This is a genomic window from Dactylosporangium fulvum (assembly GCF_025137375.1).
In the GTDB taxonomy this organism is placed as follows: Bacteria; Actinomycetota; Actinomycetes; order Mycobacteriales; family Micromonosporaceae; genus Dactylosporangium; species Dactylosporangium fulvum.
Window position 1 is genome coordinate 2,460,810 of the sequence record NZ_CP073720.1, and the last position, 24,592, is coordinate 2,485,401.

Consider the following 24,592-nt stretch of genomic DNA (forward strand, 5'->3'; position numbering starts at 1 on the left):
TCAGGTCAGCGCTGCGGCGTGCTCGGCGGGCAGGACCGCATACTGCCGCAGCGACAGGTCCCGGAACGTCACCGGGCCGCGCGGACCCGGCACCCGGTCGATGTTGATCCCGGTCTCCGGCACCGACAGCAGCTTGAAGCCGTCGAGCAGGCGGGTCGTGGCGTTCCAGAACGCGCCGGTGCCGGCGTAGGCGGCCAGGAACTCCCGCGCCGCCGCGCCGTCCTCGGTGACGATGCCGGCGGCCAGGCCCGACGTCTCCTCGTTGGCGACCCGCGCCGCGTGCAGCGGGCCGTCGACCGGCGCGATCGTCACCGTCGCCTCGCGGTCGGAGTCGAGGGCCCATTCGTAGCCGAGCGGGTGGTCGTGCGGCGGCAGCGACGCCGCGATCGACGGGCTGCGGCCCGCCAGGCCGGCGACCACGTCGGGCACGATCCCGTCCCACAGCGACGCGTGGACCAGGAGCAGGTTGAGGCGGTTGCACACGCCGAGCCGATCCAGTCCGGCGTTGATCAGCGCGAAGGCCTTGTCCCGGTCGGCGGCCGCGTCGAGATACAGGACCCCGCCGCCGTCGGCGTGGGCCAGGGTGCGGACGCCGTTGAGCGCCGCCTTCTCGGCGAGGCTGCGGGTGCTCTCGCCGCTGCCGCGCAGGATCACCAGCGGGATCAGGCCGGGCTGCGCGACCAGCGCCTCGGCCGAGCCGCGGCCCTTGGCGCGCACCAGCTGGATCGCGGCCGCGTCAAGGCCGGCCTCGGTCAGCGCGGGCGCGACGACCTCGTCCATCAGCGCGATCGCCGAGGCCAGCGCCGCCGACCCGGTGCGCAGGACGCCGCCGTTCTGCGACTTCACCAGCTGGGAGGCGACGTCGACCGTCACGTTGGGGCGGGCCTCGTAGTTGGCGCCGATCACCCCGACCGGACGCCGCCACTCCTGGAGCACCAGGTCGCCGTCGAGCCGGCGGATCGTGCGCCGGGCCGGCTCGGGCTCGACGTCGGCGAGGATGTTGAGCTGGTCGGCCATCGCCGCCAGCCGGGCCTCGTCGAGCCGGAGGCGGTCGAGGAGACCGCCGCTCATCCCGCTCTCCTCCGCCGCGACCTGGTCGGCGCGGTTGGCGGCGAGCACCGCGTCGCGCGCGACGTCGAGGCGCCGGGCCATGCCGCGCAGCGCCTCGTCGATCGTCTTCGCCGGGGCGGCGGCCAGGGAACCGGCTGCGGCGCGGGCGGCCCGGGCGGCCTCCGCGACGACGGATTGGACGTCAGTCACGATCCGGCAGTCTAGCCGTCACCGCTTGCGGGCCTGCAGCGTGTACGACATCGGCAGCCGCCACGGGCGGTCCGCCAGGCGGTGCTCGCCGTGCTCGTCCTTCACGGTCCGGCCCGGCAGCGCGTCCCACGGCGCGCTGTCGTGCTCCTGGAGCATCGTCAGCTCGAGGCCGGCGGTGAGCAGCGCGGTCACGATCTCGCCGAGGCCGTGGTTCCACTGGTGGGTGATGGTGTTCTCGAACCGCACGTCGGTCTCGACGTAGGTCCCGTCCTCGTCGCAGACGAGCGGCTCCTCGCGCTCGAAGTACGGGAAGTCGATCGCCAGCACGCCGTCGGCCCGGGTCTCGTCGACGGACCAGAGCATCGGGTGACCCTCCCGGACGAACAGCCGCCCGCCGGACCTGAGCAGCGCGGCGACCACGTCCGCCCAGCGCTGGACGTCGGGCAGCCAGCAGAGCGCGCCGATGCCGGTGTAGACGAGGTCGAACGAGCCGGGCTCGAGCACCTCCGGCGCGTCGTAGACGTCGGATTCGACGAAGTCGACGGCGGCGCCGGTCCGCTCGGCCAGCGACCGCGCCTGGGCGAGCGAGGCGGCGGAGAAGTCGAGGCCGGTGACGCTGGCGCCGAGCCGGTGCAGCGAGACGGTGTCGGTGCCGATGTGGCACTGCAGGTGCACGGTGCGCAGGCCGCGGACGTCGCCGATGCGCGGCACGTCGAACCGGACCACCTTGCTCAGGAACGCGGGGTCGGCGACGAACCGGTCGACGGCGTAGTCGGGGGAGGCGGTGTGGGCGGGAGCGCGTTCATCCCACTGGGCGCGGTTCAGCCGGAGGTACTCGGTCACGCTCCGACCGTGCCACCTCCCCGGCCGTCCGCTCAACCGGATTCGGCGGCGGCAGCCACACCGCCGCGACGAGCAGCAGACCGAGGCTGACCAGCGTGTACGTGTCGCCGAGCACCCGCGAGACGCCGTGCCACGTCGACGGGTCGGTGATGTCGGGAACGCGCCACACCAGCCCGCGCGGCGCGGCGATCCGGTCCCCGCGCCCGGGCATCGGCCAGGCCAGGAACACCATGAACAGCACGGCGGGCAGGCCGGCCGCCGGCAGGCGGAACCGGTCCGGGGTCCGGGCGGCGACCGCCGCCGACGCGACCAGCAGCGGGACGACCCAGGCGTAGTGGTACGTCCAGGACACCGGCGACACCAGCAGCCCGGTCAGGGCCGTGCACACCACACCGAGCAATTCGTCGCCCCGCCGGAACGCCCGGCGCGCGACCACGAGCCCGAGCACGGCGACGGGCACGGCGAGGACGTAGTACACCGCCTCCGAGTGGGTCCAGCGGACGGCGAGCGTGTGCAGGGACTGGTTGAACGCGCCGCCGAGCCCGGGGTCCTGGGTCACCCGGCCGGAGCTTGCGAACATGCCGGTGAACCAATACTGCGCCGAGTCCCGTGGTGCGACGGCGAAGCCCAGCAGGGTGCACGCGGCGAAGGCGCCGCCCGCCACGAGCGCGGCACGGAACCGGCGGGTGATCAGCAGGTACACCACGAAGATCCCCGGGACGATCTTGATCGCCGTGGCGAGTCCGACCCCGGCGCCCTTGAGCCGGAAGCCGTCCGGCAGCGTGAGATCGGCGAGCACGAGCAGGACCAGGAGCATGTTGATCTGGCCGTCGTTGAGGTTTGCCTGGACGGGCTCCAGCCAGAGCCCGGCGGCGGCCACGGCGCACGCCGCGCCGGCCAGTCCCGGCCACCCGCGCAGCCCCGTCGCCCGCAGGCTCAGCAGCGCGACGGCGACCAGCGCCAGCACCGTCAGCGTGTTGAGCGCGACCAGCGCGTGGGTGCTGCCGAGCCGGGACAGCGGGTCGAAGGCGAGCAGCGTCGCCGGCGGATACGTAAACGGCCAGTGCCCGCCGGTGAAGCTCAGGTCGTAGACGTGTGCCCCGTGCCGGAAGGCCGCGCCGGCCTGCACGTAGACCTCGATGTCCGGGTCGGAGAGCTGGGGCCCTTCGATCCGCGCCACCTGGAGGTAGCTGCCCAGCGACACGGCCAGCGCCAGCACCCCCGGCAGGAGGAGCCAGTTCGGCAACGTGCGCTGCATGGCGTGAGCGTGCGCCGTGGGGAGCCGGATCAGCATCGTCGACCGGCCGGTACCTGCTGCCCGGGTGGCCGATGCGGGTTTCCGGGTGGACGACGGGGGTGGTCGCAACAGGGTGACCGCCGGCCGGTCACCGGTCGATCACGGCCGGTGTCACCTCGTCTCGTGTCACACGGCGGGTTCGGGGCCGGAGCCGTCGCCGGCAGCGCGCCCGACGACCGCTCAGGACCGCGCCCGCCGTTCGAAGATCGCCCGCTCCTGCTCGTTGCGGGTCAGTGCCGCAGCCCGCGCGAACTCGGCCCTGGCCTCCTCGGCGCGGCCCAGCTTCTCCAGCAGGTCGCCGCGCACCGCCGGCAGGTGCGGATACTTCGCGAGCACGCCCGCCGCCAGCCCGTCGACGATGTCGAGGCCGGCCTGCGGCCCCTCGGCCATGCCGACCGCGACGGCGCGGTTGAGCTCCACGACGGCCGACGGGGCGACGTGCGCCAGCAGCCGGTACAGCGCCGCGATCCGGCCCCAGTCCGTCGCGTCCGGGCGGCTCGCACGGGCGTGGCAGGCGGCGATGGCGGCCTGGAGCCCGTACGGCCCCAGGGTGCCGAGCGCCTCGGCCCGGCCGAGCGCGTCGAGCCCGCGGCGGATGAGCAGCCGGTCCCACAGCCGGCGGTCCTGGTCGAACAGCAGCACCGGCGCCCCGTCCGGGCCCGTCCGCGCCCGCATGCGCGACGCCTGCAGCTCCATGAGCGCGACCAGGCCGTGCACCTCCGCCTCCGCGGGCAGCAGCCCGGCGAGCACCCGGCCGAGCCGCAGCGCCTCCTCGCACAGCTGGGGGCGGGCCCAGTCGTCACCGGCGGTCGCCGAGTAGCCCTCGTTGAAGATCAGGTAGACGACGCCGAGCGTGGCCGCCAACCGGCCGGGAAGCTCGTCCGGCGCCGGCAGCTCGAACCGGACGCGCTCCTTGGCGAGTGTTCGCTTGGCGCGCAGGATGCGCTGCGAGACGGTCGCCTCCGTGGTCAGGAACGCCCGGGCGATCTCGTCGGTGGACAGGCCGCCGAGCATCCGCAGGACCAGGGCGACCTGCGACTCGGTCGTGAGCGCCGGATGGCAGGCGGTGAGGATGAGCCGCAGCAGGTCGTCGCCGATGTGGTCGTCGAGCGCGTCGGTGAGGTCCGGCTCCTGTTGCTCCGCCAGCTCCACGTCACGGCCGAGCACGGCGAGCTTGCGCCGGTAGTTCTCCTGGCGCCGCAGCTGGTCGACGGCCCGGTGCTTGGCGGTCGCCATCAGCCACGGCCCCGGCTGGTCGGGCACGCCCCGGACCGGCCACTGCTCCAGCGCGATGACGAGCGCGTCCTGGGCCAGCTCCTCGGCGAGGCCCACGTCGCCCACGAAGCGGGCGAGCCCGGCGATGAGCCGGGCCGACTCGATGCGGAACACTGCCTCAACCGCGCGGCGAGGATCGGTAGCGATCACGGCTACCGATCCTCGCATCCTGCGCGGTTGGTTACTGAAAGTCCTCCGGGCCGAACACCTTCAGCACCCGGGCCTCGCCCGCCCAGCCGGCCCAGAGGTCGCGGTGCAGTTTCATGAAGCGAGACGTCCACTCCACCGCCTCCTCCTTGGTCCGGACCTGGTAGAGGCCGTAGCTGATCATCTCCTTGGTCTCCGCGAACGGCCCGTCGGTGACGGCCAGTTCGCCGCTGGTGACGGTGACCTTCGCCCCGGCGACGCTGGGAGCGAGGCCGGCGTTGTCGAGCAGCACGCCCGCCGCGGTGGCCTCCTCGCCGAGCTTCATGATGGCGTCCATCAGCTCGGCCGGGGGCGGGGTGTCGGGGTTGGTGGCTTCCAGCAGCACCAGGTAGCGCATGATCGTGGTCCTTCTCAGACGGTTCGGTTTCAGACGGTTCGGTACAGCTTGACGGAGACGGCGGCCAGCCAGGCCCAGACGAGCAGGACACCGGCGGTGAAGGCGAGATTGGCCCAGACGGCCCCGGCGCCGGTCGCGACGGCCGTGAACCCGGCCAGGAACAGCACGCCGGTCGCCCGGGAGAAGCGGGCCCAGCCCGGCGCGTGCCGCAGCTGCCGTGCGATCAGGAAGCAGGCGACGGCCAGGCAGGTGAAGCCGACCGCGCCGCTGGCCAGGTGCAGCATGCCGTGCCAGCTCACGGCCCTGGGGCCGTCGGGGGTGCCGGCGGGGAAGCCCATGGCCGGGTCGGCCTTGAAGGCGCCGGCCGTGACGAGGCTCGCGCCGAAGACCGCGACGAGCCGCGGCGCCCACGTCGTGCCCGGGAGTGCCCGGCCGAGGCCGGCCGCGAAGGCGATCGTCATGAGGCCGGTGAGCACGAGGTTGGTGATGTGGATCCAGCCGAGCGTCCCGTTGGCGAGCAGGCTCCACTGGTGCCGGGTCAGGTCGAAGCCCTCACGGGTGAAGGCCTGCGCCATCGTGACCGCGACGTAGAACGGGCCGGCCACGGCGCCGTAGCCGAGGAGCGACCTGGTGACGCGCTGGGCCGGGGTGCACGTGCCGGACGCCTGGGGCAGCGTGGTCGTCGTCATGATCCGTTCCCTTCGGTGGTGGCGGGGCCTCGCTGGCCCCTTCACCCACTTCTCGAACGGCGGACGACGGATCCGACACGCGCACCGAAGATTTTTTTCAGGCGGCGTGCTTGCTGATGTCGGCCACCTCCGCCGGGCTCAGCTTGATGCCGGCGGCGGCCAGGTTCTCCTCCAGGTGACGGACGGAGCCGGTGCCCGGGATCGGCAGGATCGAGGGGGAGCGGGCCATCAGCCACGCCAGCACGATCTGCCGCGTGGTGGCCCCGTGCCGCCTCGCCACGGCTCCGATCGTCGGGTTGTCGTCGAGGTTCTGGATCGGCGCCCACGGCAGGAACACCATCTGCTCCTGCTCGCACAGGTCGACCATCGACTCGGAGGTGCGGTCGTCGGCGTTGTAGCGGTTCTGGACGGACACGACCGGAGTGATCCGCTGGGCGGCCCGCAGCTGCTCCTCGGTGACGTTCGAGACCCCGATGTGCCGGATCTTGCCCTCGTTCTTGAGCTGCACCAGCGTGCCGATCGAGTCCTCCAGCGGCACCTTCGGGTCCGGGCGGTGGAACTGGTACAGCGGGATCCTGTCCAGCCGCAGCTTGCGCAGGCTGCCCTCGAGCGCCGCCCGCAGGTGCTCCGGCCGGCCGTCGGGGGTCCACTGGTCCGGGCCGGCGCGCACGAGACCGCCCTTGGTGGCGATCACCAGGTCGTCGGGGTACGGGTACAGTGCCTCGGCGATCAGCTCCTCGCTGACGTCGGGCCCGTAGGAGTCGGCGGTGTCGATGAAGTTGACGCCCAGCTCGACGGCCCGGCGCAGCACCTCCTTCGCCTCGTCGCGGCTGGGCGGCTCACCCCAGATGCCGTCACCTGTGATGCGCATCGCGCCGAAACCCAGCCGGTTGACGGTGAGGTCGCCGCCGACGTCGATGGTGCCGGCGACCCCGGCGTGCATGCTCTGCTCAGACATGCGGAAGGTCTCCTTCGTCAGGTCTCCTTCGTTGAGGAAGACTGTGGTTGCTCCGCGTTCGACACTATCCACGGAGTTCGGCGTGCGGCCCTGCCGGCGAGGAGGCCGTGGCCCGTGTGCGGCGTGTCATCCCGGCGGTGCCGTGTTTCATCCGGCACATCGCCTCGTCGGCGCGGCGGATGAGCTCGCCGGCCGGCCGCGACGGAGGGCAACGAGAGCATTCCAGCGGATCGCGTATGGATTACCGGAGATCGGTCTGGGTATCGTGACCCGATCGCCGACCAGGGGGAGTGATCGTGATGGACACGCAGGACCCGACCGGGATCGACCCGCTCAGCCCTGAAGGCAAGGCGCGCGACGCCGCCCGCCGCGAGGCCGAGCAGCGGCAGAGCCTCCTGTTCCGGGAAGGCCGAGGCGGCCGGGTGGACGAGGGCGCCGTCGACTCGACGGGCCGGCGGATCGCCGACCCGCGCCGGGGAACTCAGCTCGACGAGGACATCTGAGGCACGGACAACAACCGCAGGGCCCGCGCCTCGCGTTTCGCGCGGTACATCTCCGCGTCCGCGCGCTGCAGCAGCCGCTCCGCGTCCCGCGGGTCGCCGTCGACGATGCCGACGCTCGCGCGGACCGGAATCCGCTGTCCCGGCACCGGCATCGGCTCGTCCAGCAGGCTCAGGAAGCGCCGCGCGACCTGCGCGGCGCCGATCACGTCGAGGCCTGGCAGCACGACCGCGAACTCGTCGCCGCCGATGCGCGCCGCCGTGCCGCCGGGCGGGGTGCTCGCCCGCAGCCGCTCGGCGACGCCGGCCAGCACCACGTCGCCGACGTGGTGCCCGTGTGTGTCGTTGATCGACTTGAAGTCGTTCAGGTCGACCAGCAGTACCGCCGCCATCCCCGCGTCCGCCGCGGACGTCAGCCGCTCGTCGAACAGCGCCCGGTTGGCCAGCCCCGTCAGCCCGTCGTGGGTCGCCTGGTGGCGCAGCTCGTCCTGCAACAGCCGGGCCTGGGTGGCGTCGCGGGCGTTGCTGACGTAGCCGCGCACGCTCGGCACGTGCAGCAGGTTGCGGCTGACCACGTCGAGCCAGCGCCAGGATCCGTCGGCGTGGGCGTACCGCACCTGGTACGACACGGTCGCGTCGGCGACCCCGCGCAGCCGGGTCAGCGCCGCCAGGAACGCGGGCAGGTCGTCCGGGTGGACGTGGGAGACGACCTGCGTGCCGAGCACGGCCGCCGGTGCCTTGCCGAGGAGGCGCTCGGTCGCCGGGGAGACATAGGTGAGGAACCCGCCGGCGTCCACGACCGACGTGATGTCGGTCGAGTACGCGAGCAGTGACTGGAAGTGCTCCTGCTGGTTGCCCAGCTGCGCCAGCAGCTCGGCGTTCTCCGCGAACGCGAGCAACTGGCGGCTCACCGCCAGGACGGTCGCGACGAAGAGCCCGCCGAGCAACAGCCACGCGTCCGGCCCCAGCCCGTCGCGCAGCACCAGCGGCACGGCGGCGAACATCCCGGCGAGGGTCGTGTAGGGCAGGAGGCTGTACGGCCGGGCGCGCCACACGGCCGGCCGGGCGCCGGCGAGCATGGCCCGTTCCTGCAACCGCGGGCCGCTCGCGACCAGCACCACGGACAGCATCTGGGCCGCGAGCAGCAGGCCGAGGTGCCGGCTGTCAGCGGTGACGAGCCCGCCGACCAGCCCCTGGATCGCCCCGGCGAGCAGCATCGGCGTCGCGGCCCGCCGCGCGATCGGGGCGTTGCCGCTGAGGATCAGCTTCACCGCGGCGAACGCCGCGAACAGGATGATGACCGAGCCGAGCAGCAGGGCCACGAGCGCGCCGCCGGGTGCGCCGTCGCCGTGCGGCAGGACCAGCAGCCACACCAGCACACCGGCGCCGACCAGCACCGACACGGCATCGAGCCAGAACCGGATCCGGGCCTGCCGGCTCCGGATCGGCGTCGGGTGTGTGAGGGTCACCCAGATCAGCCAGCACATGCCGAGCAGGATGCAGCTGGCCTGGAACGAGTTGGCGACCGCCGTTTCCGGCCCGGGCCGGGTCCAGGCGACGACGGCCTGGCTGGTGTCACCGGCGGCGAAGACCAGCGCGGCCCGCCCGCACTCCCGCCAGAAGCGCCGGACGCCGGCCGGGGCGCCGGGCAGCCGCGCGACCCTGCGCGCGAAGTACCACAGCAGCAGGTCGAAGACCGGCACCACCGTCCAGAACAGCCGCAGCTGCGCCGTCGCCCCGCCGACGTCGAGCAGGAGCCAGCCGACGAGGGCGGCACCACCGCCGGCCGTCACGAACAGGAGCGGGTCGCGCCTCATCCGGCGAGCGCCGGGTTCAGGCGCCGGAAGGCGGCCTCGACCTGGTCGGCCGGGCCCGGCCGGGCGAAGTGGTAGCCCTGGCCGAGCCGGCACCCGAGCCGGTGGAGCAGCTCGGCCTGCTCGGCGGTCTCGATGCCCTCCGCGATGGCCGGGAGGTCCCGGCTGCTGCCCAGCTGCAGGACCGCCCGCGTGAACGCGTGGTCCCCGCCGGAGGCGGCGGTATCCGTCGGTACGAACGACCGGTCGATCTTCAGGATGTCGACCGGCAGCCGGGTCAGGTACGACAGCGACGAGTACCCGGTGCCGAAGTCGTCGATGGCGATCCGGATGCCGTGTGCGCGCAGCCGTTCGAGTGCCACGAGCACCGGCGCGGCGCCGTCGCCGCCGACGAGGACCGACTCGGTGATCTCCAGCACCAGCCCGGCCGCGGGCAGGCCGGTGCGCGCCAGCGTGTGCAGCACCTCGTCGGCGAAGCCGGGCTCGGCGAGCTGGCGCACGGAGACGTTGACGGTCAGCGAGGCGCCGTGCCGGTCGTACCAGACCCGGGCGTCGCGGCAGGCCCGCTCCAGCACCCAGGCGCCGATCGGCACGATGAGCCCGGTCTCCTCGGCGACCGGGATGAAGTCCATCGGCGGCACCGGCGGACCGCCCGCCGGGGTCCACCGCAGCAGCGCCTCCACCGCCACGATCCGGGCGGACGGCAGCTCCACCACCGGCTGGTAGTGCACGGCCAGCTCGTCCCGGTCGATCGCGTGGCGCAGTCCGGCGCTGATGCGGGTGAAGCGCTCCCGGGCGGTGCGCAGTTCCGGCCGGTACGGCACGACCCTGTCCCGGCCGGCCCGCTTGGCGGCCCGCAGGGCGAGCTCGGCGTCGGCCAGGGCCGCGCGCGGGTCCGCGTGCGGCGCCAGGTGCACGACGCCGACGCTGGCACCGAGGTGGACGACGCGGTCGCCGACCACCATCGGCGCCTTGAGCTCGGCGCGGATCAGCTCGCCGAGCCGCGTCGCCCGGTCCTCGTCCACGTCCACGACGAACAGCGCGAACTCGTCGCCGCCGAGCCGGGCGAGGGTGTCGGAGGGCGCGGCGATGCCCTGGAGGCGGTGCGCGACCGCGGCGAGCGTGTCGTCGCCGAAGCCGTGGCCGAACGCGTCGTTGACGTCGGTGAACCGGTCGAGGTCGACGACCAGCAGGGCGTGCCGGCCGGTGCCGCCGGACCGGGTGGGCGCCCGCTCCATGTGCTGGGCGAACAGGACGCGGTTCGCCAGCCCGGTCAGCGGGTCGTGCAGGGCCCCGTGACGCAACCGGTGCTCCAGCGCCTCCCGCTCCACCAGGGCGTCGGAGAGCCGCCGGCCGCGCGAGTCGAGCTCGGCCGAGCGGCGCTGGGCGAGCCGGGCCAGCAGGCCCAGGCGGGTGACGAGGAGCGCGGATAGGACGCCGGCCAGGATCGACGGGACGATCACGTGGTACCACTCGCCGGGGTGCAGCGTGCCGGTACGCCCGATCATCCGGACGATCACGGCGATCGGGCCGGCCAGGGCGGCCGCGCCGAAGATCAGGATGCGGGCGGCGGTGACCCGGTCCGCGCCCTCCGGGCCGGCCCCGCCGATCGTCTCCGGCCGCAGGCCCGCGAGCCCGACCACCAGGTATGCGGCCAGCCACAGCGCGTCGTCGACGGTGGAGACCGAGCGGGTCGACGCCTGCGCGGCGTCCACGCAGAACAGCGTGTCCGCCGCGAGCGTGAGGCCGACGCCGGCCAGGAGCAGCCGGTTCGCCGGGTTGCGGCCGGCGCCGGCGAGCACCGCGCGCACCCCGGCGGCGAACACCACGAGGTCGCAGACGGGGTACAGCACCGTGACGGCCGGCCCGCCCGGCCCGACGTGGTGCAGGTACGGGTGGACGACGAACATCCAGTCGATGACCGCCAGCCCGGCGGCGATGATCGACGCGTCGAGCAGCGCGAGGCGGGTCCGGCGGCCGCAGACGGCGAGCAACCCGGCGATGAGCGCGGCGTAGGACAGCAGGTAGGCGAGGTCGTCGTACCCCGGGACCGGCGCCGCGCCCGGGTGCGGTGCGCGCTCGGCCTGCCCGATCAGGTCGGCGGCGAGCCGCAGCACGAAGCCCGCGGCCACCAGCCGCCACGGCCAGGGCACCCGCGCCCCGTCCCGCACGACGCGCACGAGCAGCGGCGCGGTGCAGACGAGCGCGCCGAGCAGCCACATCACCCGGGCCGGCGTGCCGGTGCTCAGCGACGACGCGACGAACGCGCCGGTGGCGAACACCACAAGCACCTGCGAGCGCCCGGCCGGGCCCATGCGTCCGTGCATGCGGATCCTCGCTTCCGGGGGGCGTTGCTCGGCACTTCTCGGGCTTTTCCCGGGCTTTTCCGAGGCCGCTCCAGCTCACCGGATCGGGGTTGCTTCGCGGGTGCTCCAGCGGTGCGCTCGGGTTCCGGGTGAGAATCACCCTCGACGGGGGAAAGAGGACTGTGTGCGGTGTCTGGGCGGGCGCTATCGGCTCCGGCGCAAGCTGGGCCAGGGCGGCATGGCGACGGTGTGGCAGGCTCATGACGAGGTGCTGGACCGCGACGTGGCCGTCAAGCTGCTGACACCCGAGCACACCGCCGACCAGGAGGCCTTCGACCGGGCCCGCAACGAGGCCCGATCCGGGGCCCGGTTCGCCCATCCCAACGTGGTGTCGGTCTACGACTTCGGCACCTCGAAGCGGGCCGGCCGGGGCACCGCCTACCTGGTGATGGAGCTCGTCGATGGTCAGCCGCTGGACGAGGTGATGCACGGCGGCCCGCTCGACTGGCAGGTCGCCGGCCGGGTCTGCGCCGAGGTGAGCGCCGGCCTCGCCGCCGCGCACACGTACGGCATCGTCCACCGGGACATCAAGCCCGCCAACGTGGTCCTGACGGCGTCCGGCGCGAAGATCCTCGACTTCGGCGTGGCGGCTCGCACGGGCGACCCCGACCACCTGCCCGACGGCACGCTGCTCGGCACGCCCGCGTACCTGGCGCCCGAGCGGCTGGACCGCGGCCCGAGCAGCCCGTCGGCGGACGTCTACGCCGTGGGCGTGCTGCTCTACCAGTGCCTGACCGGCCGCCTGCCGTGGCGGGCGGACACGGACGAGCAGGTGCTCCACGCCCACCGGTACACCGCGCCGGCCCCGCTGCCGCCGATCCCCGGCATGCCGGAGGACCTGGCCGAGGTCTGCACGGCGTGCCTGGACAAGGTCCCGGAGTGCCGCCCGACGAGCGTGGCCCTGGCGCTGATCCTGGCGGCCGCGGTCGACGTGGCGGTCCACGTCCCCCCGGTCCTGCGCGCCCGCCCGTCGGCGGCGGCGGCGGACCCTGCGCTCCACGCCTCGACGTTGGCCATCTGACCCCGCCTGCACCCCCGACGTCCCTGCATGGGAGCGTGGGGTGTGCGTCGCTCCGCCGCGACACGCCGGTCCGACACGCCGCTTTGGTGGAGGCGGGTAGGGATCCGATGTTTGCAGGGTGCATCGCGGCACTTGTGGAAGGTGAGGCCAACTGATAGACAGCATTCCTCCGATGTATTGGGGGATAGGTGAACGGTGAATTCGACGGTCTCGCCGCCATCGTGACCGGCGGGGCTTCCGGGATCGGGCTGGCGACGGCCCTCCACCTGGCCGCACGCGGTGCTCGCGTGGCGTGCCTCGACCTGCGGATCGACGACCTGCCGGCGCCGCTGCACGGGGTGGTCGCCGACGTGACCGACGACCCGGCCGTGCGCGCCGGGGTGGCCGCCGCCGTCGAGTGGCTCGGCGGGCTCGACATCCTCGTCAACAACGCCGGCATCGGCGCGATCGGCACCGTCGAGGCCAACTCCGACGAGGAGTGGCACCGCGTCCTCGACGTCAACGTCGTCGGCCTGGTCCGCGTGACCCGCGCCGCGCTGCCGCACCTGCGTGCCTCGGCTCACGCGGCCGTCGTCAACACCTGCTCGATCGCGGCCCACGCCGGGCTGCCCGACCGGGCGCTCTACAGTGCCAGCAAGGGCGCCGTCCAGGCGCTCACCGCCGCGATGGCGGCCGACCACGTCCGTGAAGGCATCCGGGTGTCCTGCGTCAACCCGGGCACCGTCGACACCCCGTGGGTGCGGCGGCTCCTCGCCAAGGCCGCCGACCCCGACGCCGAGCTCGCCGCGCTCAAGGCCCGCCAGCCGACCGGGCGCCTGGTCACCGCCGAGGAGGTCGCCGCCGCGATCGCATACCTCGCGAGCCCGCTCGCCGGCGCCACGACGGGCACGGTCCTCGCGGTCGACGGCGGCATGCACGGCCTGCGGCTGCGGGCGAAGCCGTGAGGCTGGGCCTGGGCTGCGCGCAGCTCGGCAACCTGTACCACGAGATCTCCGACGAGCGGGCCGCGGCGACCGTCGACGCCGCCTGGGACGCCGGGATCCGGTACTTCGACACCGCGCCCCACTACGGCCTCGGCCTCTCCGAGCGCCGGCTCGGCGCTGCGCTGCGCGACCGGCCGCGCGACGAGTACACGGTCAGCACGAAGGTCGGACGTCTGCTCGTGCCGACCGACGAGGGAGGCATGGACACGGCGGAGGGGTTCGTCGTCCCGGCGACCCACCGGCGCGTGCGCGACTTCACCCGCGACGGCGTCCGCCGCTCGATCGAGGACAGCCTGGACCGGCTCAGCCTCGACCGGATCGACATCGCCCTGCTGCACGACCCCGAGGGGCACACGGAGGTGGCGTTCCGCGAGGGCTTCCCGGCGCTGGCCGAGCTGCGTGCCGAAGGGGTTGTCGGCGCCGTCGGGGCCGGGTCGAAGGACGCCGGGGTGCTCACCCGGTTCGTCGCCGAGTGCACACCCGACGTGGTGCTGGTCGCCGGGCGGTTCACGCTGCTGGAGCAGCCGGCCCGTGAGGAGCTGCTGCCGGCCTGCGCGGCGGCAGGCGTCGGCGTGCTCAACGCCGGGGTGTTCAACAGCGGCCTGCTCGCGCTCGAGGAGCCGCACGACAAGCTGCCGTACGAGTACGGCACCGCACCCGCCGCGCTCGTCGACCGCGCCCGGGCCATCGCCGCGGTCTGCGAGCGGCACGGCACGAGCCTGCCCGCGGCGGCCCTCGCGTTCGCCGGCAGCGACCCGGCCGTCACCGCCGTGGTCGTCGGCGCCGACTCGCCCGACCAGGTCGAGCGCAACGCCGCACTCTTCGGGACCCCGCCGCCGGCGGCGCTCTGGCCGGCCCTGGCCGGGGCGGGGCTGCTGCCGTGATCGTCGACGCCCACCACCACCTCTGGCAGCTCGACGGCGGCTACGACTGGCTCGACGCGCCGGAGCTCGCGCCGATCCGCCGGACGTTCGGCCCGGTCCAGCTGCAGGGCGAGCTCACCGGCGCCGGGGTCACCCGCACCGTGCTCGTCGAGGGCGGCCGCTGCGACACCGGCGAGGCCGCGATCCTGCTCGCCCACACGCTCGACGCCCCCGAGATCGCCGGCGTCGTCGCGTGGGCCGATCCCGCCGACCCGGCGCTCGAGGCCACCCTGGCCGGCTACTTCTCCCTGCCCGGGGCGCTGTCGCTCGTCGGCGTCCGGGCACAGGTGCAGGCCGAGGACGTCGGCTACCTCGACCGGGCCGACGTGCGCCGCGGCCTGGAACGGATCGGCCGGGCCGGTCTCACCTTCGATCTGGTCGTACGGGTCGAGCAGTTGCCCTCCGCGGCCCGCGCGGCCGAGGCGCTGCCCGGGGTGAGCTTCGTGCTCGACCACCTCGGCAAGCCCCGCGTCCGGGCCGGTGCCGAGGGCCTCGCCGAGTGGCGTGCGCTCGTCGCCGGCCTCGCCGCCCGGCCGAACGTCACCGCGAAACTTTCCGGGCTCGTCACGGAGGCGGACTGGTCCGGCTGGAACGCCGAGGACCTGCGGCCGTACGTGGAGGAGGCACTGACCCTCTTCGGGCCGCAGCGGCTCATGTTCGGCTCGGACTGGCCGGTGTGTACGCTCGCCGCGCCGTACCAGGTCGTCAAGGAGACCCTGGAAGAGTTGCTCCGCGACGTCGACGAGCCCGGGCGGGCGCGGATCTTCGGCGGCACGGCGACCGAGGTTTACGGGCTGCGGGACGGCACGGCGGGCGTACAGTCGCCGCGGAGGAATCGATGGCACTGACCGACGAGGCAATCGACAAGATCAAGGGCATGATCACCTCGGGTGAGCTCGGTCCCGGCGACCGGCTGCCCAAGGAGGCGGACCTGGCCGAGCGGCTCGGCCTGTCGCGCAACTCGCTGCGTGAGGCGGTCAAGGCGCTGTCCATGATCCGGGTGCTCGACGTGCGGCAGGGCGACGGCACCTACGTCACGAGCCTTGAGCCCGACCTGCTGCTCGACGCACTGAGTTTTGTCGTCGACTTCCACCGCGACGACACGGTGCTGGAATTCTTGGAGGTCCGGCGGATCATGGAGCCGGCCGCCACGGCGCTGGCGGCGGAGCGGATGTCCGACGAGGACGTCGCCAAGCTCCAGGGAGTCCTCGACCAGCTCGCCGACGACCCCACGATCGAGGCGCTGGTCGCCAACGACCTCGAGTTCCACCGCCAGATCGCGGCCGGTTCGAACAACGCTGTGCTGTGCTCGCTCATCGACGGGCTCTCCGGCCCGACCACGCGGGCCCGGATCTGGCGGGGCCTGACGCAGGAGGGCGCCGCCGCCCGCACTCGGGAGCAGCACCAGGCGATCGTCGACGCGATCGCGTCCCGCCAGCCGGAGCTGGCCCGGTCCTGGGCGACCATCCATGTGGCCGGCGTCGAGGAGTGGCTGCGCCGCGCACTGTGAGCCCCTCGGGCCCGGCACCCCGCCGCCGATCCGGCCGGTGGCCGACCGCGCACCGAGTCCTCAACGACCTCGCCGACCTGGCCCTGTCCAACGGCCCCGTGGCGAGCAAGCCGTTCCACGACAGCAACATCCGCGATGATCGCAATGCCGTCGCAATCTCGACCACTGTTGGCGCGTGATCGCGGTGGTGTCGCGGTCTTGGCCGCTTGTGGCGCGTGATCGCGGTGGTGTCGCGGTCTTGGCCGCTTGTGGCGCGTGATCGCGGTGGTGTCGCAGTCTTGGCCGCTTGTGGCGCGTGATCGCGGTGGTGTCGCAGTCTTGGCCGCTTGTGGCGCGTGATCGCGGTGGTGTCGCAGTCTTGGCCGCTTGTGGCGCGTGATCGCGGTGGTGTCGCAGTCTTAGCCGCTCGTGGCACACGTGATCGCGGTGGCGTCGCAATCTTGAAGGCTCGTGGTTGAGGTGGTGTCCGTTTTTTGCGTGGTGGCTGTGGTTGTTGGTTGACCTTGGTCGGGTTCCGTGGCTGGGGCGACGGAAATCGACCAAGGTCATGTTGCTGATGTGGGTCGCGAGCCGGATTCGCGAGGCTGGGGCTGGAGATGCGATGTGTTGTAGGTGCGGTCGGCGGCACCTTGGACGTCAGCCTTCTTGATTGCGGCCGCGTCGAGATCATGGGCCGGACGGTCACGGCGCAGCCGGCACGGCACGCTGGCTGCGCCGTGACCGTCCGGCCGACACGGGTCACTCCAGTGCTGTGATCGTCCGGCCGGTGTGTCGAGCCGGCTGTGGCGTGATGGTCCCGCCAATGTGCCGGGCTGGCTGTGGCGTGATCGTCCGGCCGGTGTGCCGGGCTGGCTGTGGCGTGATCGTCCGGCCGGTGTGCCGGGCTGGCTGTGGCGTGATCGTCCGGCCGGTGTGCCGGGCTGGCTGCGGTGTGATCGTCTGGCCGTGTGGTGCGGGCCGCGATCGTCCGGCCGGCGCGGCGGGCCGGCTGTGTCGTGAGCGTCCGGCCGGGGTGCTGTGTTCCTCCGGCCAACCGTCGTCCGGGCTGTGCCCCGATCGTCCCGCCAAGCATGCCGTCCGGCGGCCAAGGCACTGTCGAGTTGTGGCGGAGGGGTGAGCCGCACAAGCTTGACGAAGATTGGCTAATTGAGTTAGCTTCTAAGTTATGGAGATTAGCTTTGAGGGTGGGCGGATCGCCTACGACGACAGCCGCAACGACGGGCCCCTGGTGCTGTGCCTGCCTGGGATGGGCGTGACCCGCAAGACCTACGATCTGTTTCGGCCTCTGCTCGTCGAGGCCGGCTACCGCGTCGTCACCATGGACCTCCGCGGCGAGGGGGAGACCGACGCGGTCTGGGCCGACTATGCCCCCGACGCGATCGGCCGTGACGCCATCGCCCTGCTGCGCCACCTCGACGCCGGGCCCGCCGTGCTCTTCACCAACTCGTATACCGGCGCCACCGCGGTCTGGGCCGCCGCCGAGGCGCCGGAGTTGTTCAGCGCCATCGTGCTGTCCGCGCCGTTCGCCCGTGTGATGCCCAAACCCAACCCTGTCATGCGGGCGGCCATCCGGGTCGTCGGGCGGTTCCGTCCACTGTGGATGATGTACTGGGCGTCGCTGTTCAAGACCTGCAAGCCCGCGAACTTCGCCGAGGAGAAGGCGGCCCTGTCGGCCAGCCTCGCGGAGCCGGGACGGATGGCGGCCCTGCGCGCCATGGTCGCCGCCGACGTGGCGCCGTGCGAGGCCCGCATGCCCGAGGTTCGCACCTCGGCCCTGGTCGTCATGGGCACCGAGGACCCCGATTTCCCCGACCCCGCCGCTGAGGCGCGGCTCGTCGCCGGGCGCATCAACGCCGGTGTTGCGATGATCGAGGGTGCGGGACACTACCCGCACTCCGAGTTTCCCGCCGAGACGGCCGACGCCGTGCTGACCTTTCTGAGGAGCCACCAGGATGCCTAGAGCAGGGCTGAACCGGACCGCCGTGGTCGACGCCGCGCTGGCGATCGTCGACGCCGACGGCCCGGCCGCGCTCACGCTCGCCGCGGTGGCGGCCCGCACCGGCGTCGCCACCCCGTCGCTCTACAAGCACGTCGGCAGTCTCGCCGAGCTGCGCCGCCTGATCGCGGTGCGCCTCTTCGACGAGTTCACCGCGACGGTGACGGCCGTGGTGCTCGGCCGCAGCGGTGATGCGGCCATGGAGGCGCTGATGCGGGCCTACCACGAGTATGCGACGGCCCACCCCAACCGCTACGCGTTCATCCCGCAGCAGCCCGACCCCGACCCGGAGGTGAACGCCGCCGCCGAGCGGTTCGTCACGCTCTGCTTCGCGGTGCTGAAGGGCTACGGCTTCGGCGACGGCGACCTCGTGCACGCGACCCGGGTCGTCCGGGCCGCGATGCACGGCTTCGCGATCCTGCACATCTCCGGCGGCTTCGGCCTCCCGCAGGACGTCGCGGTCACCCACCAGAGGCTCATCGAAACGGTGCTGGCCGGCCTCAAGGTCACTCGTGGGGCAGCAGGAACCGCCAGTTGACCTGCATCCGCGTGCCGTCCGGGGCGCGGAACACCGGCCACTGCGCCGGATCCGGGTGCGGCACCGCGCGGATCAGCGCCCGCGCCTGCCGGCCGCGCAGGTCGAGCCGCGCCACGAACTCGTTCTTGCCCGGGTGCGGCACCGGCACGCCGGCGGGCCACGGCGCGGGCTGCGTCCCGGTGCCGCCGGTCGGCTGTGCCGGGTCGAGCACCACCGCGATCATCCGTACCGCGTCGGGCCGCCACGCCGAGCCCGTCCCCGTCGTGCGGTCGCGCAGCCGCGTCACGTGGTCGAGCAGCGAGTACGCCGGCGTCGGGTACGCCCGGTCCTGCCGCGTCTCCTCCAGCCCCTCGAACTGCAGGCTGTGGCGCCGCCCGGCGGCCCGCGCCGTGAACACCGTCGACGGCACGTCGGCGATGACCGGCGCGCCGGGGCGGCGCCGCGCGTTGGCGGGGTCGCGCAGGACGGTCGTCGCGTGGTTGCGCAGCGAGCGCAGCGTGCCGGGACTGACCCGCAGCCGCCGGGTCGCGTCCGCGATGAGGACGCCGTCGTCGTAGGCCGCCAGTCGCGCGGGCCGCAGCGCGTTCCAGCCGGCCGGCACGAACCCGCCGGTCAGTTCCCAGAGCAGGACCGGCCGCGGGCGGTGCCCCGGCACCGACTCCAGCGCCGCCTCGAGTGTGGTCTCCGGCGCGCCTTCCGGCTCGGCGAGCGCCACGGCCGTGCCCCCGACCGCCGTCGTGAGGCCGATCGCACCCGCGGCCACCAGCAGACTTCTGCGGTTCATGGTCTTGTCGCTCCCGTCCCGCCGGGTACGGTTGCCCGGCATCACTGACGTTAACGACAAATCGCCATAAAAGCCTCGGAAATGGTACGGCCTGAGCAGTCGATGCCCACCGGAGCCGTTGATAGGGTTGGCCATGCGCGTCGCGGGGAGTGCGGACGACGCGATCCCGACCCCGCTTGGGAGCATCGCATGACCGACCACTGGCACGCCCCGCTGCGGCACGTCAAGGGCAGCGAGCTGAGCGGCGATACCCGCCAGACGTCCGGCATGACCCGGCTGGAGGCGATCTCCGGCAAGACCGTCGGCTCGTCGAAGGTGTGGATGGGCCAGACCCACGTCGCGCCGGCGACCTCCTCCGGCGACCACCACCACGGCGAGACGGAGACGGCCATCTACGTCGTCTCCGGTCACCCGGTCTTCGTCTTCGCGGAGGGGGAGCGGGAGGTCCGCCTGGAGACCTCGCCGGGCGACTACGTCTTCGTCCCGCCGTTCGTGCCGCACCGCGAGGAGAACCCGGGTGCGGAGGAGGCCGTCGTCGTGATCGCCCGCAGCAGCCAGGAAGGTGTCGTGGTCAACCTGCCGAGCCTGTGGGCACCGGTGGACTGACCGGCCCGTTCGCGCTGGGCGGCTGCGTCCGCCGTGCCGAGGGCGGAGGCGGGTGGCAACCGGACGCCTGGTCGCCACCCGCCTGCTGGGGTGTGTCGTTCCGGCCCGTCGGCGTCGGGCCGGGACACCGCTCCCCATCCGGCCCCGGCCATCGGCGTTGGCAGGGGCCGGACGACTATCCGTTGTAGACGCGGAACTCCGAGATCTGGCCGGCCGGCCAGCCGGTGTTCGCGGTGAAGTTCAGCCGCAGGTACCGCACCGTCGAGGTGCTCGGGAAGGCGATCGTCACGGTGTTGCCGGTCGCCGGGTTGAAGGTGTAGCCGGCGGATCCGACGATCGTGGTGAACGAACTGCCGTCGGTGCTGCCGGTCACCGACAGCGTCTGCGTCCGGGTGCTCCAGGCCGACGGCGGCGGCAGGGTCAGCACGATCCGCTTCGTGGCCACCGCCGAGCCGAGATCGACCTGGAGCCACTGCGGGAAGGCGTTGTTCGCGCTCTCCCAGTAGGTGTCCGGGTTGCCGTCGACGGTGTTGCCGCTGCCGTACACCTGGGTGTGGCTGCTCTCCGCGGTCGGGCGGCCCTGCGCCAGGTTGGTGTTGTTGTTCGGCGGCGCGGACGTCGTCACGCTGACCGTGTTGGACGCGCCGGAGGCGTTGCCGGCCGCGTCGTAGGCGGCGACGGTGAACTGGTAGGCCGTCGACGCGGTGAGCCCGGTGACCGTGAACGCCAGCGTGCCGGTGGTCCCGACGACGGTGCTGCCGGATCCGGCCACCCGCGACACGCGGTACCCCGCCACGCCCACGTTGTCCGTCGACGCGTCCCAGGCGAGCGCGACCGTGGTGTCGGTGGTGCCGGTCACCCGCAGGTTGCCGGGCACCGACGGCGCGGTCGAGTCGGGGCCGGTCGGGAACGTCGGGGTGAACCGCGTCGCGGTCAGTGCGACCTGTCCCTTGAGCATCCGGCCGCCGTCGTTCGTCAGGCGCAGGTAGTAGTCCGCGGAGCACGGCGTGCCGTCCTCGTCCAGCGCCCGCATGCCCGAGTTCGTCGGCTGGAAGGCCGCGCTCTCGGCCGTCTTCGCGATCTGGTTGCCCTCGTTGAACTCGTCGAACATCGAGATGTAGACGCTCGGCACGCCGGCCCGCGTGTGGTTGTAGAACTGCCGCCACATCAGCTCACCGTGGCGGCGGTGCCCGGCGGCGAGGTCGCCGGGGATGACACACGGCTGGTAGTCGATGCCGCGGGCGTTGAGGTCGGCGAGGTCGGGCAGGACCCGGTTCTGGTAGAACCAGTCGGCGCCGTTGTTGTCACTGATCCGGCCGACCATCCACGGCGAGATCATGTTGAAGGCGTGGTAGACGTCGAGGAAACCGGGCCGCGAGTCGTCGGTGCCGAGGCGCCAGTGGGTCGGCACGCCGCCGATGACGTAGCAGCCCTGGTTCTTGAACCAGTTGATGACGTCGAGGCAGGCCGCCGGCTGGAACGGGCGGCCGTCGTCGTTGAAGCCGAAGCCCCAGATGCACACGACCGGCTTGCCGTTCTGCCGCGCGTAGGCCGGCGACGCCGTGTAGGCCGACATCTTCGTGGTCCAGTCGGTCTTGATCTCCGACTGCATGTTCAGCCACCACGTGACGTCGTACATGATGTAGAACTTCCGCCCGAACGCCTCGGCGGACTGGCGCACCTTGGCCGCCATCGCGTCGCGGGTCGGCCCCTCGCCGCCGAACGGGTTGAACCGCTGCAGGGCCGCCGTGTCGCAGCCGTTCTGCTGCATCCAGCGGAAGTGGGTGTCGACGGTCTGCTGGTCGTACGAGGAGAACAGGTTGGCCGGCTGGCCGTTGCCGAGGTTGGCGAAGTTGGAGCGGTAGCCACGCGTGAAGTCGCGCATGTCCGGCCAGCAGGTGATCGAGCAGGCGCCCGGTGCGGGGGACTGCGACCAGTTCGGGCTGTAGTGCCACCAGCCGTTGATCGGGGCGCCGTCGCCGATGCAGGCGAACCAGCCCTGGTAGCCGACGGTGACCTTGCCGACGACGTCGCCGGGCGGGCTGGCCGCCTCGGCCGTGCCGGCCGCGGCGAGGGGCAGGGCGGTCGCGGCGGCGCCCGCGATCGAGGTGGCGATGACGGAGCGGCGGGAAACTCCCATGTGGACTCCTCGGGTGTGCCGCCCGGCGGAGCCCACGGCGGCGCGGACCCGATGGCGGTCGGGCCGGCTTCGAAGGCTCTCTGGGCGGTGTGGCGGGGGCAGCGGGCAAGGCGGGCCCGCGGACCGGCACTGAGCAGCCCACGCGTGTCACGCGCGGTTGGCGGTGCTGACCATATGACGGCTTCTGGTGGGAAATCCTGCCAGCAACCCTCAGCGCAACGCAATACTTCGATGAATGTTGCGCAAGTTTCGAACCGACTTTCAGAAGTTTGTTCCGTGTATGTAGTCGATCACGGACGCAGGGTCGACATGGGCGTCGAGCGATCGGCCGTCGAAGTGGCCACCCAATAGGTACAAGTAAGATCTTCGATGGGGAAGACGATCGACCAAGGGGAGGCCGGATGGCACCGTCAGCATCGCAGCTTTTCGCCGAGATCAGCACGCCGGAGCCGCCGGCCGCACCCGAGGTGCTCATGCGCCGGGCGGTCGTGCTCGGCGGCAGCATGGCCGGGTTGATGGCCGCGCGGGTGCTCAGTGACCACGCCGAAGAGGTGGTGATCGTCGAGCGCGACGGCACTGACGTCGACGCGGGCCCGCGCCCGGGCGTGCCGCAGGGCAGCCAGGTCCACGCGCTGCTGCCGGCCGGTCAGGTGCAGCTGGAGCGCTGGTTCCCGGGGTTCACCGACGACGCCGTGGCCGCCGGGGCGCCGAACCCGGGCCGCAACGATGCGAAGATCTTCATCAACGACGAGCTGCGGCAGGCGCAGGACGCGCCGCCCGAGATGCCGATCCTCATCACCACCCGGCCGTTCCTGGAGGCGCAGGTCCGCCGGAAGGTGCTGGAGATCGGCAACGTCCGGATGGTCTTCGGGCGGGCCGAGGGCCTGCGGTTCGGCGAGCGGGGTGTCACCGGCGCGCGGTATGTGCCCGCCGGCGGCGACGAGCCGGTGGAGCTCGACACCGACCTGGTGGTCGACGCGATGGGCCGCTCCAGCCGGCTCGGCGACTGGCTGGAGGAGGCGGGCTGGCCGCGCGCACCGATGCGCCGCATGCCGATCAAGCTCAACTACGCCTCGGCGCTGTTCGAGCGCGACGAGGCAGTGAGCGACACGTGGGTGGCGATCTCGCAGACCACGCCGGACAAGGGGCGGGTGGCGCGGATCGGCGGCATCAACTCCGTCGAGGGCGACCGCTGGATCATGCTGGTCGCCGGCTACGACGACGACCGCCCGACCCGCGACGCCGGCGAGTTCGCGGCCCGCTGCCGGCGGCACTACCCGGCGATGTTCGGCGACATCGCCGAGCGCGGCCGGATGATCGGCAACGTCATCACGTACCACCAGGCCGACAGCCGGCGCCGGGACTTCCACGAGCTCGACCGGCTCCCGGCCGGCCTGGTCGCGGCCGGTGACGCGGTGGCGTCGTTCAACCCGGTCTACGGGCAGGGCATGACGTCGGCGATCCTCCACGCGTCGTGCCTGTCGGCGTACCTGCGCGGCCGGCCCGACCTCGCGTCGGAGCCCGCGAAGGCGTACTTCGACCGCGTCCGCGTGATCGTCGACGCGGCCTGGCAGGTCTCGACCTTCGCCGACCTGGGCCTGCCGCACATCGTCGACGGCCACCCACGCGGCTACAAGGTGATCCGCTGGGCGAGCAACGTGATCCTGAAGGCGTCGATGACCGACTCGGTCACGAGCCAGCGCCTCAACCGGGTCACGGCGATGATCGGCCATCCGGCGGAGCTGGCGAAGCCGTCGGTCCTCCTGCGCGCCCTGCGGGTGAACCTGTTCCGGGGGCGCTGAGCGCGGGACGCTGAGCGCGCGCGGTTGGTGCTGCACGCGCTCGCCGTCCTCGTCGCCGTCGTCACGCAGGTCCGGCGGGCGGGGCGGCGGTCCGGGGAGGTCATTGCGACAGCGGCGCGAGGTAGCCGTACAACACCTTCTTGAGTTCCTCGACGACCGCCGGCCGCTCGCCGGGCTCCGCGGCGAGCACCAGCGGCAGCATCGCCTGGAACACCTGGATCGCCACGCGTGCGGTGCGGGCGCGGTCCGCCTCCGCCAGCCCGGGGGCCTTCGCGGTGATGATCGCGGCCACCCGGCCCAGCAGCGCGGCCTGGATCGGCTCGGCGGCGGCCGCCAGGCCCGGCGGCATGTCCGGGCGGGCGAAGAGCGCCTTGAAGCCCGGGTTCGCCACGTTGAACGCGAGGATCGGATCGACCGTCCGGTCCAGGATGTCGCGCCAGTCCATCGCGGACACGTCGTGGCCGGTGAGCGCGGCGGTGTGCGCCTCGTGCATCTCGCTGACGAAGCGCTCCGCGAGCGCGGCGGCGATCGCCTCCTTGTTGCCGAAGAACTGGTACAGCGAGCCGGGTGAGATGCCGGCCGCGGCGGCGATCGCGTTGGTCGTCGCCTTCTCGTAGCCGGACTCGGCGAACACCCGGCCGGCGGCATCGAGGATCTCCGCCATCCGCCGCTCACCGCGAGCCTGCCGTTTCGCGACCACGGGCACCCCCTTGCAAAACACGAGCGACTGCTCGTATCTTCGA

General features: G+C 72.8%; 22 protein-coding genes. 10 read left to right on the top strand and 12 right to left on the bottom strand.

Going from position 1 to position 24,592, the window contains the following annotated elements; all coding sequences use genetic code 11:
• The 7 genes from Dfulv_RS11470 to Dfulv_RS11500 all read right to left on the bottom strand — a co-directional run bounded on the left by Dfulv_RS11470 (position 1) and on the right by Dfulv_RS11500 (position 6,866).
• Positions 1-1,260: an aldehyde dehydrogenase family protein gene (locus Dfulv_RS11470; protein ID WP_259862775.1), complete on the bottom strand. Its 1,260-nt coding sequence runs from the start codon at positions 1,258-1,260 to the stop codon at positions 1-3.
• A gap of 18 nt (positions 1,261-1,278) precedes the next feature.
• Positions 1,279-2,103, bottom strand: coding sequence for a class I SAM-dependent methyltransferase (locus Dfulv_RS11475; protein WP_259862776.1), 825 nt, complete (start codon positions 2,101-2,103; stop codon positions 1,279-1,281).
• Positions 2,063-3,361, bottom strand: a complete 1,299-nt coding sequence (locus Dfulv_RS11480; RefSeq protein WP_264675836.1) for a glycosyltransferase 87 family protein — start codon at positions 3,359-3,361, stop codon at positions 2,063-2,065. The genes Dfulv_RS11475 and Dfulv_RS11480 overlap by 41 nt, the downstream gene beginning before the upstream one ends.
• 219 nt (positions 3,362-3,580) lie before the next feature.
• A complete protein-coding gene (locus Dfulv_RS11485) occupies positions 3,581-4,843 on the bottom strand; it encodes an RNA polymerase sigma factor (protein ID WP_259862777.1) in 1,263 nt (420 codons plus the stop codon).
• Between the two features lie 13 nt (positions 4,844-4,856).
• Positions 4,857-5,219, bottom strand: coding sequence for a YciI family protein (locus tag Dfulv_RS11490; RefSeq protein WP_259862778.1), 363 nt, complete (start codon positions 5,217-5,219; stop codon positions 4,857-4,859).
• Positions 5,220-5,248: 29 nt separating this feature from the next.
• The gene (locus Dfulv_RS11495) at positions 5,249-5,908 is read right to left on the bottom strand and encodes a DUF998 domain-containing protein (protein ID WP_259862779.1); all 660 of its coding nucleotides are present in this window, start codon (positions 5,906-5,908) and stop codon (positions 5,249-5,251) included.
• A gap of 97 nt (positions 5,909-6,005) precedes the next feature.
• On the bottom strand, positions 6,006-6,866 hold the full coding sequence (locus tag Dfulv_RS11500; RefSeq protein ID WP_259862781.1) for an aldo/keto reductase: 861 nt from the start codon (positions 6,864-6,866) through the stop codon (positions 6,006-6,008).
• Positions 6,867-7,162: 296 nt separating this feature from the next.
• On the opposite strand from Dfulv_RS11500, the gene Dfulv_RS11505 reads away from it, so the two are divergent.
• A complete protein-coding gene (locus Dfulv_RS11505; RefSeq protein WP_259862783.1) occupies positions 7,163-7,369 on the top strand; it encodes a hypothetical protein in 207 nt (68 codons plus the stop codon).
• Here Dfulv_RS11505 and Dfulv_RS11510 read toward each other — a convergent pair.
• Both Dfulv_RS11510 and Dfulv_RS11515 read right to left on the bottom strand, forming a co-directional pair.
• Positions 7,348-9,183 carry a sensor domain-containing diguanylate cyclase gene (locus Dfulv_RS11510; RefSeq protein ID WP_259862784.1) on the bottom strand — a complete coding sequence of 612 codons (1,836 nt, stop codon included), beginning with the start codon at positions 9,181-9,183 and terminating at the stop codon, positions 7,348-7,350. The two genes, Dfulv_RS11505 and Dfulv_RS11510, sit on opposite strands and share 22 nt — an antisense overlap.
• Positions 9,180-11,507, bottom strand: coding sequence for a putative bifunctional diguanylate cyclase/phosphodiesterase (locus tag Dfulv_RS11515; RefSeq protein WP_259862785.1), 2,328 nt, complete (start codon positions 11,505-11,507; stop codon positions 9,180-9,182). The genes Dfulv_RS11510 and Dfulv_RS11515 overlap by 4 nt, the downstream gene beginning before the upstream one ends.
• Positions 11,508-11,670: 163 nt before the next feature.
• Here Dfulv_RS11515 and Dfulv_RS11520 point away from each other — a divergent pair, with 163 nt between their 5' ends.
• The 7 genes from Dfulv_RS11520 (at position 11,671) to Dfulv_RS11550 (ending at position 18,517) form a co-directional block, all read left to right on the top strand.
• On the top strand, positions 11,671-12,567 hold the full coding sequence (locus tag Dfulv_RS11520) for a serine/threonine-protein kinase (RefSeq protein ID WP_259862786.1): 897 nt from the start codon (positions 11,671-11,673) through the stop codon (positions 12,565-12,567).
• Positions 12,568-12,755: 188 nt separating this feature from the next.
• Positions 12,756-13,511 (top strand): SDR family NAD(P)-dependent oxidoreductase, encoded by a 756-nt coding sequence (locus tag Dfulv_RS11525; protein ID WP_259862787.1) that lies wholly within the window; start codon positions 12,756-12,758, stop codon positions 13,509-13,511.
• Entirely contained in the window at positions 13,508-14,434 is a 927-nt protein-coding gene (locus tag Dfulv_RS11530; RefSeq protein ID WP_259862788.1) for an aldo/keto reductase, read from the top strand. The genes Dfulv_RS11525 and Dfulv_RS11530 overlap by 4 nt, the downstream gene beginning before the upstream one ends.
• The gene (locus Dfulv_RS11535) at positions 14,431-15,321 is read left to right on the top strand and encodes an amidohydrolase family protein (protein WP_259862789.1); all 891 of its coding nucleotides are present in this window, start codon (positions 14,431-14,433) and stop codon (positions 15,319-15,321) included. Before Dfulv_RS11530 ends, Dfulv_RS11535 begins: the two co-directional genes overlap by 4 nt.
• Complete coding sequence (locus tag Dfulv_RS11540; protein ID WP_259862790.1) at positions 15,312-15,983, top strand: FadR/GntR family transcriptional regulator; 672 nt, start codon at positions 15,312-15,314, stop codon at positions 15,981-15,983. Before Dfulv_RS11535 ends, Dfulv_RS11540 begins: the two co-directional genes overlap by 10 nt.
• A 1,165-nt stretch (positions 15,984-17,148) precedes the next feature.
• Positions 17,149-17,943 (top strand): alpha/beta fold hydrolase, encoded by a 795-nt coding sequence (locus tag Dfulv_RS11545; protein WP_259862791.1) that lies wholly within the window; start codon positions 17,149-17,151, stop codon positions 17,941-17,943.
• Positions 17,936-18,517, top strand: a complete 582-nt coding sequence (locus tag Dfulv_RS11550) for a TetR/AcrR family transcriptional regulator (protein WP_259862792.1) — start codon at positions 17,936-17,938, stop codon at positions 18,515-18,517. Before Dfulv_RS11545 ends, Dfulv_RS11550 begins: the two co-directional genes overlap by 8 nt.
• Here the strand turns inward: Dfulv_RS11550 and Dfulv_RS11555 are convergent.
• On the bottom strand, positions 18,486-19,301 hold the full coding sequence (locus Dfulv_RS11555; protein ID WP_259862793.1) for a hypothetical protein: 816 nt from the start codon (positions 19,299-19,301) through the stop codon (positions 18,486-18,488). The two genes, Dfulv_RS11550 and Dfulv_RS11555, sit on opposite strands and share 32 nt — an antisense overlap.
• 189 nt (positions 19,302-19,490) lie before the next feature.
• Here Dfulv_RS11555 and Dfulv_RS11560 point away from each other — a divergent pair, with 189 nt between their 5' ends.
• Positions 19,491-19,907, top strand: a complete 417-nt coding sequence (locus Dfulv_RS11560; protein WP_259862794.1) for a cupin domain-containing protein — start codon at positions 19,491-19,493, stop codon at positions 19,905-19,907.
• Positions 19,908-20,082: 175 nt separating this feature from the next.
• On the opposite strand, the gene Dfulv_RS11565 is transcribed toward Dfulv_RS11560, so the two are convergent.
• A complete protein-coding gene (locus Dfulv_RS11565; RefSeq protein WP_259862796.1) occupies positions 20,083-22,047 on the bottom strand; it encodes a discoidin domain-containing protein in 1,965 nt (654 codons plus the stop codon).
• A gap of 401 nt (positions 22,048-22,448) precedes the next feature.
• On the opposite strand from Dfulv_RS11565, the gene Dfulv_RS11570 reads away from it, so the two are divergent.
• Positions 22,449-23,849: an FAD-dependent oxidoreductase gene (locus Dfulv_RS11570; protein ID WP_259862798.1), complete on the top strand. Its 1,401-nt coding sequence runs from the start codon at positions 22,449-22,451 to the stop codon at positions 23,847-23,849.
• Positions 23,850-23,949: 100 nt separating this feature from the next.
• Here the strand turns inward: Dfulv_RS11570 and Dfulv_RS11575 are convergent, their stop codons facing one another.
• On the bottom strand, positions 23,950-24,549 hold the full coding sequence (locus tag Dfulv_RS11575) for a TetR/AcrR family transcriptional regulator (RefSeq protein ID WP_259862799.1): 600 nt from the start codon (positions 24,547-24,549) through the stop codon (positions 23,950-23,952).
• Positions 24,550-24,592 lie beyond the last annotated feature (43 nt).